11 protein-coding genes and 2 pseudogenes are annotated in these 14,145 nt (G+C 43.3%); 4 read left to right on the top strand and 9 right to left on the bottom strand.

Annotation, left to right across the window (positions count from 1 at the left end):
• Window positions 1-245 precede the first annotated feature (245 nt).
• Window positions 246-1,445, top strand: coding sequence for a HEAT repeat domain-containing protein (locus AC4II3_RS25225; protein WP_488011635.1), 1,200 nt, complete (start codon window positions 246-248; stop codon window positions 1,443-1,445).
• 389 nt (window positions 1,446-1,834) lie between these two features.
• A complete protein-coding gene (locus tag AC4II3_RS25220) occupies window positions 1,835-2,443 on the top strand; it encodes a PAS domain-containing protein (RefSeq protein ID WP_488011637.1) in 609 nt (202 codons plus the stop codon).
• A 184-nt stretch (window positions 2,444-2,627) separates the two neighbouring features.
• Here the strand turns inward: AC4II3_RS25220 and AC4II3_RS25215 are convergent, their stop codons facing one another.
• The 7 genes and pseudogenes from AC4II3_RS25215 to AC4II3_RS25185 all read right to left on the bottom strand — a co-directional run bounded on the left by AC4II3_RS25215 (window position 2,628) and on the right by AC4II3_RS25185 (window position 9,184).
• Window positions 2,628-3,017 carry a type II toxin-antitoxin system VapC family toxin gene (locus AC4II3_RS25215; protein ID WP_488011639.1) on the bottom strand — a complete coding sequence of 130 codons (390 nt, stop codon included), beginning with the start codon at window positions 3,015-3,017 and terminating at the stop codon, window positions 2,628-2,630.
• Window positions 3,004-3,249 (bottom strand): AbrB/MazE/SpoVT family DNA-binding domain-containing protein, encoded by a 246-nt coding sequence (locus tag AC4II3_RS25210; protein WP_488011641.1) that lies wholly within the window; start codon window positions 3,247-3,249, stop codon window positions 3,004-3,006. The genes AC4II3_RS25215 and AC4II3_RS25210 overlap by 14 nt, the downstream gene beginning before the upstream one ends.
• Window positions 3,250-3,546: 297 nt before the next feature.
• On the bottom strand, window positions 3,547-6,819 hold the full coding sequence (locus tag AC4II3_RS25205) for a CHAT domain-containing protein (RefSeq protein WP_488011643.1): 3,273 nt from the start codon (window positions 6,817-6,819) through the stop codon (window positions 3,547-3,549).
• Window positions 6,816-8,108 (bottom strand): AAA-like domain-containing protein, encoded by a 1,293-nt coding sequence (locus AC4II3_RS25200; RefSeq protein ID WP_488011645.1) that lies wholly within the window; start codon window positions 8,106-8,108, stop codon window positions 6,816-6,818. The genes AC4II3_RS25205 and AC4II3_RS25200 overlap by 4 nt, the downstream gene beginning before the upstream one ends.
• Before the next feature lie 332 nt (window positions 8,109-8,440).
• A complete protein-coding gene (locus AC4II3_RS25195) occupies window positions 8,441-8,776 on the bottom strand; it encodes an element excision factor XisI family protein (protein ID WP_488011647.1) in 336 nt (111 codons plus the stop codon).
• A pseudogene (locus AC4II3_RS25190) lies at window positions 8,764-8,883 on the bottom strand (element excision factor XisH family protein); the annotation flags it as partial. The gene AC4II3_RS25195 and the pseudogene AC4II3_RS25190, both read right to left, overlap by 13 nt.
• A gap of 91 nt (window positions 8,884-8,974) precedes the next feature.
• Window positions 8,975-9,184, bottom strand: a complete 210-nt coding sequence (locus AC4II3_RS25185; protein ID WP_488011649.1) for an element excision factor XisH family protein — start codon at window positions 9,182-9,184, stop codon at window positions 8,975-8,977.
• Window positions 9,185-9,495: 311 nt separating this feature from the next.
• Between AC4II3_RS25185 and AC4II3_RS25180 the strand changes: the two genes are divergently transcribed.
• Both AC4II3_RS25180 and AC4II3_RS25175 read left to right on the top strand, forming a co-directional pair.
• Window positions 9,496-9,702, top strand: coding sequence for a hypothetical protein (locus tag AC4II3_RS25180; RefSeq protein WP_488011651.1), 207 nt, complete (start codon window positions 9,496-9,498; stop codon window positions 9,700-9,702).
• Between the two features lie 525 nt (window positions 9,703-10,227).
• Complete coding sequence (locus tag AC4II3_RS25175) at window positions 10,228-12,162, top strand: iron uptake porin (protein WP_488011653.1); 1,935 nt, start codon at window positions 10,228-10,230, stop codon at window positions 12,160-12,162.
• Between the two features lie 93 nt (window positions 12,163-12,255).
• Here AC4II3_RS25175 and AC4II3_RS25170 read toward each other — a convergent pair whose 3' ends face one another.
• Together AC4II3_RS25170 and AC4II3_RS25165 are read right to left on the bottom strand one after the other, a co-directional pair.
• Complete coding sequence (locus AC4II3_RS25170) at window positions 12,256-13,653, bottom strand: serine hydrolase domain-containing protein (protein ID WP_488011655.1); 1,398 nt, start codon at window positions 13,651-13,653, stop codon at window positions 12,256-12,258.
• Between the two features lie 274 nt (window positions 13,654-13,927).
• Window positions 13,928-14,145 (bottom strand): annotated as a pseudogene (locus tag AC4II3_RS25165) (photosystem II q(b) protein); the annotation flags it as partial.

Here is a 14,145-nt window from a genome sequence, read left to right as displayed (position 1 = left end):
AGACATCGTAGCTTTTGTTACAAATAATTTATAAAAATGAATATTATGCATCAAAATTTTGCATTGAATACATTTTTGATTTGATAATTAGGCTTTGGTTGGAGAACGCTTAAATTGGAGTCCGATATTCGGGTCGGAAAATCAGCTGTTCGTCGGATCAGTCTCCTCTCCTATCGAGAATAGTAGTCAAATGCACTTAATTTGGTGCAGTTAATTTTTTATTGCCGTGAGGCAACGATTAAACAATGCTGAACATTTTAGAACAAGCCAGTCTTGCTGGACAGCAGGAAAATTTTTCATTACTAACTCACCATCTTCAGCAGTTGTCCTTAGGGAAAAATGGTCAGACACAGCAGCGGTTAAATGATGAAGAATTTAACCTAGCCTTGAGTCTGGGATTACAAGTGCTCAAGAGTGGGGATTTTCACGAAAAATGGGATTTAGTAAAGGTGCTACCAAAACTGGGGAAAGCTGTTATTGCTCCGGTGATCAGCATCCTAGAAGATGAAGCACTAGATTTGGAAGTCCGTTGGTTTGCTGGTCGAATCTTAGGTCAGTTTGATGACCCGGCAGTGGTGATGGTGCTAGTCAAATTGCTGAAGGATGGTGAGGATGAAGAGTTAGCCTATATGGCTTCTGAGGCACTGGCCAACATTGGCACTTCAGCAGTGGCGGCTTTAAGCTGTTTCCCAGAATCCCCAGAGGCCAGATTATTGGCAGTGCAAGCCCTCGCTCATATTCACCGTCCGGAAGTGATTGAGCCATTGCTGAGTGTGGTTAATGACCCCACCTGGGAAATACGGGCTACTGCTATTGAAACCCTCAGTAATTTTCGCTCACCCTCAATTACTCCAGTCCTGCTGAACGCCTTAACGGATAACGTGGCAGCGGTGAGGAAAGAAGCGGTGATTGGTCTAGGGTTACTACGCACTCTGTTGCCAGATTTAGATCTAGTCAAGCGGATTAAACCATTGCTTTATGACCTGAATTTGGAGGTTTGCCACCAAGCTGCGATCGCACTCGGGCGTTTAGCTACCTTGGAAGCCCATCAAGCGTTAGTAAAGGCACTCCAGTCACCAGCTACACCAATCAGTTTACAAATCGAGATTGCCCGTGCTTTCAGTTGGGAGTTTACTAGCAATTCCCTACAACAGTTGCAAGCAGTGCTGAGGGAGGCACCCACACCAGTCTGTCGGGAAATCATTAGCGTCCTGGGGATGGTAGAGTCAGACTATTTGAAACCCAAAGCGGCTGAGATTTTGATCGACTTTTGTCAATCAGGGCAAGTGGCTACGGAAGATCAGCAAATCAAACAAACCCTAGCTATGTCCCTAGGACAATTAGCTCAATGTGAATCAATACCATTACTGAAAGATTTGGTCGCAGATTCAGATCACTCGGTGAGCTTGCATGCGATCGCAGCCCTGAAAAAATTCCCATTGTAAATTATCAGTAAATTCCCATTAGTCTAGGGGCGTCAAGCCTTCAGGGCTTACGGTTGCTAACGCTTGCATTTTTTTGTGCTATACTCTATACTTGTGGTTTAATTCAGAAGTGGGCTACCTCTTAACTCAAATCCCTAAGGCGGATTTTAATTGAGGAGAGCCGATCTGAGCCATGGCATAGAGAAAACAGAAAAATCAATAAAAAGCAAAGATATTGCGGAGCAAGCGTGGTTTATTAGCCAATTCTGGGCGTTTGCTTCATGATTTTGCCACAAAAATTTGCTAGCATCAAGTACACTCGCGAACCCTAGGGGACGATTTGGCAGAAGGCCGTTGAGTAGTCCAGCCTTAATTGTTCCTAGACTTGCTCTGTGGATGGAGAAATACGAGTGAATATAAACGACGATCCCGTATTCAAAGCACTTCTGAGTTCACTGAACACAAATCCAGGCTTTGACTTTACCAAGCACGAAATTCCAGCTCAAAAGTGCCTCAAACTTGAATCACTAGATACTAAGCAATCCTACGCACAGCCGGATCTGCTCTATGCTGCTCTAGAGGAACTCTCTACGGGTTTTGAAGAACTCAGCGAGAAGTATGAGGCTTTGCAAGCGGCTTATGCTGTCTTAGAATCACGGCAACAGCACTACCATAATTTGTTTGAATTGGCTCCTGAGGGTTACCTGGTAACCAATGGTCAAGGAATTATCCAAGAAGCAAACTATGCAGCGGCTAGTCTACTCAACGTACAGCAGTATTATCTGGTCGGTAAACCGCTGATGAGCTTTATCAGTGACGCTGAGTCTCATCGGTTCCACCACCAACTCCACGAGCTCCAGGAATTGCAACAGCTCAAGGACTGGCAAGTGGTGTTGTGTCCACGGCAAGGTAAACCTTTAGCCGTTGATATGTCTGTGTCTGTTTTCTGTGACTCTCAAGGCAATGTGGTTAGTATCCAGTGGCTGATACTTAATGTCACTGGGTTGTTGAACCGCTAAAAGAACTTGAAGTCAAAAACATCAGGGCTCTACTATCCGGTTTTATGATTACCGTTTCTGTGGAATTGAGCAAACCCCTGACTAAGATCATCAATTAACTACCACAGATGGCTGATTGTCCCTATCCCCATCTTTTTCGATCATTAATTAACCTCCGCACCAACGTAGGGTTAGCTGGCTTTTGCTACTTCAGCCAACGGAACCCCCTTTCACCCTTCAGCTTGCGATCAAAGCTTGCTGTTTCTATACAACCAGCTTGACGAGATGTTGCCCCAATCAAATAGTCAGAAAAGTCTGCTTTACCTTTTTTGTATCGCTGTAGAGCTTGATAGACGGTTGAGCGATTTTCAAATTTGAAGGCGGCACTATGTAGCATGGCTTCTAGGGTGTTGATGATTTCGTCTTTACTAAAACCGTAGTTTGCACCTCTGAGCACCCAAACTAGTTCGCACAAAACGATGTTTGTAACAAAGCAGGGTTGGTTCTTTTGAATCAGATCAGAGGCTTGTTGCCATTGATGCTCATCGTCGCGGGTGAGATACCGAACAAGAATATTGGTGTCAATCCCAATCATTGGCTCCCTCCGAGATGGCGCTTTCCATGTCTTCGAGGCTAGCTGGTTCTTTCCCTGGTCGATGCAGGATCCCTGATAAGGTTTCCACTGGAACATTGAGAGGAAAGATTTTCACTTGACCGTCTTCGTCAATAACGAACTCAACCCTACTACCGCTGACAAGGTTAAGATGCTCCCGAATTTCTTCGGGGAGAGTGATTTGCCCGGTATCGGTGACTGTGGTGCTGAACATGGCTAGGATGCTTGTGATTGAGCTTTTACTGATAGTTTAACAAACCAATTAACTATTTTAAAAAGGCATCTAGTTTAATATTATGATATTTTATATACTCGGTATATGTTGTTAAAGTAGAGGATAGATGAAACGATAAATATGGCATTGATGAATATCAAAATGGTTTGACCAGAAAGGGAAATTTTTTGATAGCATTCCTTGGAGCAGTGGAAAGCTGATCAATTCCTAGAGATTTTATGTTTTTGGAGAGGTCTAATCAAGAATTCCCCACACCAACATCCTTGTCATAGCCCCTTACCGCCAGTCACCGATTAGAACAAAGGGTGCCCACCAATAGGGATGGTCGTAGTTAGCATCTTTCAAGATACTTAACTGAGCAAGGCGCAGGGCTTCAGCTTTGGTAACGTTCCGTTGAGTGAATTCTTGGTAAAACTGACCCATAACCACAGCAGTGACTTCGTCGTCAGAAGCCCACAGAGGGCTGATAATACTGCGTACTCTAGACCTTAAGGCTAATCCTGCTAATCCAAAAGGTGTTTGATTATTCCCTTGAGCACCTTCACAAGTACTGAGAACAAGTAATTCAATCGGGTCGAATTTTTCCTGTTCTCTTGAACGCAGTAACTTCTCAAATTCCTTGGCTGTAATTTTTTTGTCCCAAGCCAATATAAATGTATCTTCTGAAGAAAACTCTCCATTGGTTGCCAAGTGAACTATAGGGAAGTAAGAGGAGTTAAGTGCGTTTTCCAGGGCTGTACTAGTGAAGCTCTGATTGAGTAGGATTGAACTCGGTATGATTGAGCTAATTTTTTCTACCTCCACCTTAACAAAGGGTAATGCTGGATAACCTAGGCGGGATTCAGAAACTCCAGCAATCAAAGCTTTTAAAGGTTTTTGTTTCTGGGGCTGAGGCTCTAGTATCTGTAAAGCGGGGGTGACAGCAATGGCATATTTTTCTACTAAATGCTGCTCACCATCGTGGAGAGCTGCCATGGGAATATTTCTTAGCCCACTATTGGACACAAATACGAGAGTTTTGATGCTGCTTTTAGCTAACTTAGTTTCTGCTGGTTTAATCAGCCATTCGTAAACTTTTGGGGAGAATATACGCCATGATTTTCTATGTACCTGAGGCAATAAGTCGATAAAATCGCTAAGCGTTTCCTCAACTTCTTCTGCAGATAAAGGTGTTGAGTAGCGGTGTAATGGTTGACCGGGCAAGTGAAGAATTACTTCAAAACGGTCTTCCAAAATAATAGGATAGATTACTGCTGCTTGGGAATCAATCTGGTCAATTTCGATGAGATTATGATTCAAGGGAACTATCTCACGGAAGTTGTTGAGTTGAGTCAAATGGAGAGATTCAATAACCTGACGAACTTTTATGAGAGTTTGCTGGTTAGAGCCAGTTTCTTTACAGTCCAAAAGCGACCCAATAAACTCTTTATAAACACTCTCTACAATCTCTATAAAATTAACTTTTAGAGCTGGATTTATACTGGTTAAATCACTACCTAAAGATTGGATAGTATCAAAAGCTTTAGCGTAAGCAGACGAGGCTCCTTCAGTATCTCCTTGAGTTGCCAGCAAACACCCTTTAGTAGTGAGAGCTTGGGCAAGAATAATTGAGTGTTCTAGAGACTTTATGTTATCTGAATTTGCTAATAGTTTTAAACTCTCTGAAACAGTTTTTTTTGCCTGATCAAACTGTTCAAGTTGCTGATAAGCAATGGAAATATTACTCAGGAGCATGGCTTGTTTGAGTTCATAGTCTTGAATCTCAAAGGAGAGAGCTGCTTGTTTTCTGGCTCTTTTTGCCTTAGAGCGATTATTGGCTTTGTAAAGTTTTACAGCTAGTTCAGATAGCTGCGAGACATTTTGAAATTCTTGCTTTGCCTGGTCACGTTCTATTTTGGCAGAATCAACCTGGCGATTTGCGTTTGCCACTCGAATTGCTGCTATTTTTACAGAAATCCCAGCTCCCAATAATGCTAAGACTAACACACCCAACCCGAAACGCATCTGTCGTTTTGCTTTGCGATTCGCCTCAGTTAGTACCAGATTTCTCTTCTGGGCTGCTTCCCTATCTTTCCTCTCTCTCTCTAATTCTGCATCTCGTTCCTTTTGAGCAATTTGCTCCTCTATCTGCTTTTTCTCACTTGCTGCCAGAAACTGCTGATCCTGATAACTTAAATTCTTACCCTTGGCCCAGGCTTGAGCATTCTTTAGAGTTTGACCCCGCAACAATAGTGACTGATCCTGACAATCCGAGGCTACCCAAGCCCTAAAGGCTTCGGAATAGGGACGTAAGTGGGCTAATTCTTGGTTAATCCAGTCCTGATTAAAGACTTCACGGTAGATCGGGTTATAGACTTTAAGCACTGGAGAGGTTCCAAGTCTGTGCTTGACCACTAACCCAGATAACTGTAACTTGCCCTCTTCAAAACTGTTATTAGCAACAACTTCCCCCTGCTGCCAGACCTGCTGATACAATTCCAACAAATAGGCAGCCCGTTGCTCATTACAAAGAATGCGATCGCGTATGGTCTTCAAGTGTTCCGGTTCATCGGTAGCTTCCCAGTTGTCGATAAAATGCGATCGCACTAATTTCTCAATCCACTCCTTCTCCATCTCCCCCCTTGTTAAGGGGGGTTGGGGGGGATCCAAACTTGTTAAGGGCTTCTCAATCCATGCTTTATCCTTCTCCCCCCTTGTTAAGGGGGGTTGGGGGGGATCGAAACTTGTTAAGGGGGGTTGGGGGGGATCTAAACTTGTTAAGACTTGGGGGAGATCCCAACACCCAGAACTCACCACCAACTGACAAAGCTTTTGAGTAAGAAACGGTTGTCCTCCTGTCCACTTTACTATCTCCTGGATTACAGCCTGGGGATTGCTGACGTTTCCCTCCAACCCCTTGACTAATGGCTCAACTTCATGGAGTTGAAAGCCATGTAACTCAACAGCTCGGCCAATATTAAACGGGGTGCGGTCTTTATCTGCTATTAAATCCCCTGGTGTCGCCACCCCCAACAGCACAAAACTGATGCGATTATAGGCATAATTTTCCGCCCGTTTGTTATAACAGGCTCGAATTAGGGCAAAAAAGTCATCTTTAAACGCCAGTTGCAGAACGCTATCAATTTCATCAATAAAAATAACAATCGGTTCGGCAATTTGGATCAGTAATACCTCTTCGATAAACTCCCGAAAAAGCTGTACTGGGGGAATATCTTTGTGCTCATTGAGCCAGCTGCGAAATGATAATTTTTCTTGTAGACCGAATCGGTTAATCAGGGTTTTGGTTAAGCCGCCATACCATTTCTCTGGGGTAACCTGTTGGGTTCCTAATTCCGTAATATCAATGGATGCACAAGCCACCCCCTGGTTTTGCAGCCGTTTCATGGTTCGCACTCTCAGGGAAGACTTCCCCATCTGGCGGGAATTCAAGACATAGCAAAACTCTCCAGCCAGCAACTGCTCGTAAAGTTCCCCGTCAGCGGTACGCACCACATAAGTACTAGCATCCGGTGGTAGGCATCCCCCAACTTGATAGGCTCCTGTACTCATAGCAGTTCCCCTAGGCGGTCTCTAAAATACTGTCGATATAAATTACAACTGAGCCTGACCTGATTGCCCTGCTTTTTGACTAGCCCCATGCTGTACAACTTATAGGCGGCTATCAAGTCCAGATGCACAGGAGCGTTAGCATCAATCACCTGTAACAGTGCTTTGGCCAAGTCTGGGTGTGGTTGCAGCATCCGCCACAGATGTCGCAAGTGGTTGGCGTAGATGCCAGCATCTGTAGGAGCCGCTTGCAACAGTTGCGCCAGGGAGTGATTACCGTGGATTTGGCAGTGAGATAAGGCTTGCTGTACCAGATCAGGATGACCTCCCACCATCCCCATCAGTTGCTCCACAAGGGATTCACTCCAATCCTGTCCATGTTGTCGGGCTAATTCCTGGACTTGTTCGGGGGTAAATTCTGGTAACTCAATGGGCACTCCCACATTAAAGGGCGATTCATTTATATTGAGCGGAATATAAACATCTGTGGAATGGACAACCACCAACCGCAACCGTTTCCATACCTGTTCCACTTTCCCCCGTTCGTGCCAAGCCCTCAGCAATCCCAAAAATTCTGAAGCTACCTCAGGGTAGGGAAAAACTCGGTCTACTTCATCGAGACATAAAATCACGGGAGCGCCAGCTTCAGGCAGAAGATAGTTCTCAAAGTATTCGGTACAATCTACCTTAGCCGTGGAAAAGTCTTCATCCCAATAGTCTCTCAACCGATTCGGTATCTTCAAGCTTTGGCCAACACTGATACAAAACCACTTGAACAATCGATCGACATCGGTCAAGTCATTGCTATGGGCTAAGTGAAAATTTACATAGGCCTTTCGGTAGCCCTTCTCGGCAAACTGATCCAACATTCTCACCATGAGCAATGTCTTTCCCATCAGCCTTGGGGCTTTAATCCTGACCAACGCACCGGGACCTAAAAGGGCTTGATAACAAGACTGTTCAATGGGAGGACGTTGGACATAAATCAATGAAGAGTCTTCCTCAGGGCAGTGTGTGATCACTACTTCTGGATTTACTGTCCCATGGGCTGACGTATCATTGCCAGTATTTTCGTCAAAGAATGCGATCGCATTCCAGTCTTGCCCCAGTTTTTCACTAATTTCTTTGAAATTCAGGTTATCTACAGGTCTGCCATTGAGATAATTATTGACGGTTGATAGAGATATCAATAACTCCTCAGCTAAATCTTTCTGGCGAGAAAAACCGTTACGTTGAACCGCTAGTTTGACCTGGTCAATATACTCTGGGCGAACTCTCAGTGAGCGTGGCATGGTCTAGGTTAGATGAGCTACTCAAACTATAACGCTCTTTCCTAGTGACTTAGCCCAACTCAGGTACAACTCAGGCATAACTCACCTTTTATACTCAGGGGGTGACAAGCGCTCTTTAAAATCTTACAGGGGTTAGGTTTTAGGGGTTAGGTGTTAGGTAAAATTGCCCTTGCGGGTGGATTGATTAAAACTATCATTGACGTTGTATGGTGAAAATTGCTTCAATTGCTGGGAAATACAAATGACACCGATGCGCTCATTTAACCCAACACCTAAAACCTAAAACCTAACACCTATCTAGGTTTGAGCTTTGTTGTCACTCCGTGAGCCTTTTATCCTACTGCAAATTCTGTCAACTTACGTGCGTTGGGGTCATGATAACCGATGACAATTTCTGACTTAGGTACTCCCAATTCTACTAGCTCATCGGCTACACCAACCTCAGTACCATCATGTTGAATCCAGATTTTTTCTCCTTTAATATCAATATGGATCAACGAACCACAAACTCGGCGGTCACCTGACCAGCCAACTGTTACTAGTAAATAATGATCATCGTTGTGGTCAAAAACTGTAAATTGTTCAATCTCACCATAGGAAGGTACAAACTGGTTATGTCGATCTAAAACCTGCTGAATCCATTCCCGATACTGGTTCAATCTTTCCACTGTACAACTACCTCCTCATTTGGGTCAAAAACTAGTAGTTTTACCTTGTACTCTTTTACGCTTAACTGTCCTAGCTCCTCCAGAAAAAAGTTGCGATATACTTTGCTCGGTACTGCTAGAAAAAGTACTCTACCTGGCTCTGTTACCTTTAAAACAACGCGATAATAGTGTCAGAAATTGTCCAAGTGCCGTGTGAAATTATGAGGTAGTAGAAGGTGCTAAAAAACTCTTGACCTCTACAGCAATTCGCATCTGATCTTTTTGAGCAGCAATTAAACGTTCTGCTCCTAAGTCTACCTCAAGACGACCAGATGATAGTTCTAGAACTAGAGGGTCATGAGTAATAGTCCAACCGTCCTTGTTGAGAGCTGTTTTGACTACTTCATGGTAAAAGTCCTTAGCGGCCATAAAAGTGCATGATTATAAGAGGTTAGTGATTTTATATATAGCTAATGTTGGTGCTTTTTTATCGTAAATAAAAATGAGAGTTTACCATATTATGCTCAGAAAATTTGGGGCTGATAAATGTCATTACTTAGCTCTCCACTTAATCGCTCGCTCAAAAAAAGTGATACACTCTAAGTATAGTAGCAAAACTTTATTCAATTTTTGTATTGATCAAACATCATAGGGCGTAAGCCCCTAAGTTATAGGCGTTACTGATCCAAAGAATGCTATTAGGAAAATAACAACATCGAATGACCTAGATGAGATGGTGGATGCAACTGAGGGCTGACAGGACTAATGCCTTACCAGATTTTCTCCAGCTTCAGTACGAAATCAGGCACTACCGACTGATCCCCCTTCACCGTTCTCTGTTTTCGTCTTGGCTCTTGCCTCTGTTGTGTCTACCTTTCCAGACTTCCGACACTCTTGCCCCTGTTTCCGATTCCCTGTTACCTATTTCCCAATTCCAATTTTACTAATTGTTTATTGTTACTTATAATAGTATTTATTAAAATAAATATATATAATATATCAAAAATTTGGATTAAAGCGGTTAAGACTGATTTAATATCGGAAATTATTGTCATAATTGCATAATTACTATGCTTTAAGCTCATCAATCCGAAATTTTTTGTATTAAAAAATACAAAAAAAACCTCCATCCAAGGTAATTCTTAAATCGGTAAAGTTAATCGTCTCTTAAACTATCCCTTGATCAAAAACTGATCAAAAAGGGCTCAAATGAGACTAAGTCAGGACAAACGACCATGATGGGATCGGGAGATGGGTAGAAGAACTAGCAGAATTCTGAAGCTGGTATTTCCTAATCTGTTATCTCCGTGTGCCATGTTGTAATCAATTTGTCGTGAATTAGTGACACCCCCGAGAAGAGACGGTAGTCGTGTTGACTTGATCCAGAGGCGCGCACCAAAGCGCTAATTTAATGCGCCAAAGCCAAGTAAGAGCGTACCTATCAAAACCCTGATTGTGTGTGAGGAAAACCTGTGAACAGATCAAAAAATTTGTGGCTCTCTGTGCTAAAGTCCCCCACCTTATTTGTTGGGGCAACCCTATTGATTTCATCCTCAGCGGTAGCAGCAACTGAGGAAGCTTTGCCAGAAGAGACAATCTCTCAAGAATCCCCTGTCAACCCTACCACTACAGTAGAAACACTGACGATAGAAGCACTCCCTGAGGTCACCTCCCTAACTCAGTCCGTTCTTCCCTCTGATCTACCATTACTGGCTGATGCCTCTACTGGGGATACGGTTGAGCTCAGTAATTCTACTATCAATAATTCTATTATCAGTAATTCTACTATCGGTAATTCTGCTAGTGATTCAGTTACGTCATACGGTGATGGGGAAACTGTCGAGGATAACTTGATGGGACCGGTGACTGGTGTTTCTCAACTAAATGGAGAGATTGTAGAAGATGACTCCATGGAACAAGTCACTAATGTGTCTCAACTCAGAGACGTTTCTCCTGGAGATTGGGCTTATGAAGCATTACGCTCTTTGGTAGAACGCTACGGCTGTATTGCTGGTTATCCCAATGCTACCTTCCGAGGTAACCGAGCCTTGACTCGCTACGAATTTGCTGCTGGTTTGAATGCCTGTTTGAACCAGATTGAGCGTTTACTGGGGGGTGTCACGGCAGACTTTATCACCCGTGAGGATTTGGAAAGTCTACAACGGTTAGTACAAGAGTTTGAAACAGAACTGGCTACCCTAGGGGCACGAGTAGATAACCTAGAAGGACGGGTAGCTTTCTTAGAAGACCATCAGTTTTCCACCACCACTAAACTCAAGGGTGAGGTGATCTTTGCTTTAGCTGATGCTTTTGGAGGGGATGCTGATGATGTTCAAACCGTTTTTCACAACCGGACTCGTCTCAACTTCGTAACCAGCTTTACCGGTAAGGATGCGCTCCTAACCCGTCTCCAAGCTGGGGATGTACCAACGTTGTTCACAGGGGCTGGTGGTGAGCTGGCCGGAACTCAAGAAGGTCGCTTTACCTACGATGGACCAACTGGTAATGACGTTATTATTGATATCTTGCGCTATAAGTTCCCGCTCGGGGATAAGGTAACGGTTCAACTGTTGGCTAACCGAGCACTCCATCACTATTACGCCGATACCGTTAACCCTTTCTTTGAAGGTCGTGCTGGTGGTTCCAATGCTATTACCCGTTTTGCTGAACGTAATCCCATCTATCGGATTGGGCCATTCGGTGCTGGGGCTGCCCTTGCCATCAAGCCCATCAAGGATGTTCGGATTGATTTAGGTTACATCTCCAACACCGCTAGCAATCCTCAAGAAGGCCAGGGTCTATTCAATGGCAACTTTTCTGCGATCGCTCAGTTGGTTTATGGTAGTGATTTCAAGGTTGGATTCACCTACATTCGGGGTTACGAAGATAATGCTGATGGACGACCCCGTTTAATTCTAGGGGGTACTGGCACGGCCCTGGCTAATCTCAATCCAGCAGCCTTGGGGAATGCTACCAGTTTAGGCACGGTTGACTTTGATAGCGCAAAAGTGGAAAGTAATTCTTTCGGTGTTCAAACCTCTTTGAGACTTACCCCCAACATCGTACTCAATGGCTGGGCAGGCTACACCGATGCTGAGTTGATTGGCTTGGGTGATGCGGAAATTTGGAACTTTGCTGCTGGTATCGCTTTCCCCGATGTGGGCAAAAAAGGTAATCTGGCCGGAATTTTTGGTGGTGCGGCACCAACCCTCAGAGGACTGGATTTAGATGATGGCAACAGTGACTTTGACAATGATTTTGCCTATCAGCTTTCAGCTTTCTATAAGTACAAAGTCAACAACAACATCTCCGTTACTCCTGGTGTAGTTTGGCTTTTGAATCCTAACCAAAGTTCTGACAATGATGATGTAGTTATCGGTACCCTCAGAACTACCTTCACCTTTTAACCTTTAGGCTAGATGTCCGGCGCTCTACCTATGGTTGGTGAGCGTCGGGATCAAAGTGATTAGGGGAATTTTACCAAGGAAAAGTCAGCTACACTACTCAGACACTAAAGCCTTACAATTCGGAGCAAGAGCTTGATATGTCAAGGACTCGTATTTATGCCTTAGATCAGTTTGCACATAAGGAAAAAGTTGAGTCATAACAACACCAATTAACTTCCGCTTTGGATCGGCAAAATAGTGAGTGTTATATACACCTGCCCATTGAAACGAACCTACGGAACTCGGTTTATTAGAAGCATTGGGATCATCCTTAACAACAAAGCCATTTGTGAATTTATAACCAGCTATATTAAATAATTCTTGAAAAACTTCATTTGCTTCCTTGTCGTTGTCTCTAACCGAGAGGAATTTTTTGACTGTTTTTGCTTTAGCGATACGAACTATTTTTCTTCCATCTCGACTTTTCAACTTGCCCTTATTAAGCAGCATTTGCAGAAAACGAACATAGTCATCAGGGGTAGAAACAAGACCAGCACCACCAGAGAAATAGGTATCTCCACTTTTATAGGGGTAAGCTTCATCCATGATCACACCAGGTCGGATTTCTTTAGGTGTAGTACCCATGCGAATCAAACCACCATTCTCAAAATTCGGGATATAAACTGCTGCAAGACGATTCCGCTTGGCAGGGGGTACATAGAAAGAAGTATCTTTCATTTCCAATGGCTGAAAAACTCTTTCTTGTAAAAACTCAGCCAGTGTCTGTCTCGATACTACTTCTACTAAATAACCCAAGATGTCTGAGTTTAGCCCATAATTAAATTGCGTACCAGGTTCAAACAGCAAGGGTAATTTAGCTAGACGACCAACCATATCACCGATGGTACCTTGGCTAGTAGAAATGCCATTATAAATTTCGGCTTGTTTTAGCAGCGGACCAAGAAGCGGACCAAGAATAGGATGATTTTTGAGATTGTAATCTATCCCTGATGTGTGGTTAAGCAATTGTTCAATTGTAATTTTATTAGTCGCTCCTATAGTTTTGTAATCATTAGGTTGTCCTGAAGAACCTGGTACCACAACCTTCATATTGTCAAAAGCGGGAATATATTTAGAAACGGGATCTTTTAAATCAATCAGACCCTCTGACGCAAGTAGGTAAATTGCAAAACCAGTAATAGTTTTAGACTTGGATGCAATCCGAAAAATAGTATCAGGCTTCATTGAATCACTAGCTTCAATATCCCGTAAACCTACTGCCTGACGATAGGCAATCTTACCTTTACGGGCGATGATTACAACACCACCAGCAATTTCTTGTTTATCTACACGATTTTGCAAGTCGTCAGTAATAGCTTCAAGTTTATCGGAGCAAAAACCTACCTGTTCTGGTTTCTTGGCAACAGGTAAACTTTGAGCCAATACGCTCACATCTAAATTAATGATTACTGCTGTTACTACTGTTAATGATAACTTTTGAATCCACTTCATAATAACTGGAGTTTAGAGTTGCATAGAGGATCATTAGAATACCAGGGTAAGTGTATCTATAGAAATCTTAAATCATTCATTTGTAAAATCCGCAAAATCTGAAATTGTTGCTGGTGAAGGGTGATAGGACTGGCTTAAAGCATTATTCTCTCTACTTTACAGCTCCCTTGTCACCCCTTGAGAACCAGAAATTATCTAGCACTTCTCAAACAAAAAAGCGCTCCCCATCTGGAGAGCGCTTTTTTCTAATCAAGCTGATTAAACCAACTTGAGATTAACCGTTGATTGCTGGAGCAGTCAAAGCTACGGGAGTAGCTTCTGCAGCAGCTAGGTCTAGAGGGAAGTTGTGAGCGTTACGCTCGTGCATTACTTCGAAACCTAAGTTAGCGCGGTTTAGTACATCAGCCCAGGTGTTGATCACGTGACCTTGTGAGTCGATGATGCTCTGGTTGAAGTTGAAACCGTTGAGGTTAAATGCCATGGTGCTGATGC

It is taken from the genome of Moorena sp., assembly GCF_982860115.1.
The sequence above is the reverse complement of the archived record's forward strand: the minus strand, read 5'-3'. Positions and strand labels throughout refer to the sequence as shown.

What these genes read in the sequence shown, in the direction of transcription:
- AC4II3_RS25225 (WP_488011635.1), top strand. Translation starts at nt 246, where the DNA reads ATGCTGAACATTTTAGAACAAGCCAGTCTTGCTGGACAGCAGGAAAAT.
- AC4II3_RS25215 (WP_488011639.1), bottom strand. Translation starts at nt 3,017, where the DNA reads ATGATTGGGATTGACACCAATATTCTTGTTCGGTATCTCACCCGCGAC.
- AC4II3_RS25210 (WP_488011641.1), bottom strand. Translation starts at nt 3,249, where the DNA reads ATGTTCAGCACCACAGTCACCGATACCGGGCAAATCACTCTCCCCGAA.
- AC4II3_RS25205 (WP_488011643.1), bottom strand. Translation starts at nt 6,819, where the DNA reads ATGAGTACAGGAGCCTATCAAGTTGGGGGATGCCTACCACCGGATGCT.
- AC4II3_RS25200 (WP_488011645.1), bottom strand. Translation starts at nt 8,108, where the DNA reads ATGCCACGCTCACTGAGAGTTCGCCCAGAGTATATTGACCAGGTCAAA.
- AC4II3_RS25185 (WP_488011649.1), bottom strand. Translation starts at nt 9,184, where the DNA reads ATGGCCGCTAAGGACTTTTACCATGAAGTAGTCAAAACAGCTCTCAAC.
- AC4II3_RS25180 (WP_488011651.1), top strand. Translation starts at nt 9,496, where the DNA reads ATGCAACTGAGGGCTGACAGGACTAATGCCTTACCAGATTTTCTCCAG.
- AC4II3_RS25170 (WP_488011655.1), bottom strand. Translation starts at nt 13,653, where the DNA reads ATGAAGTGGATTCAAAAGTTATCATTAACAGTAGTAACAGCAGTAATC.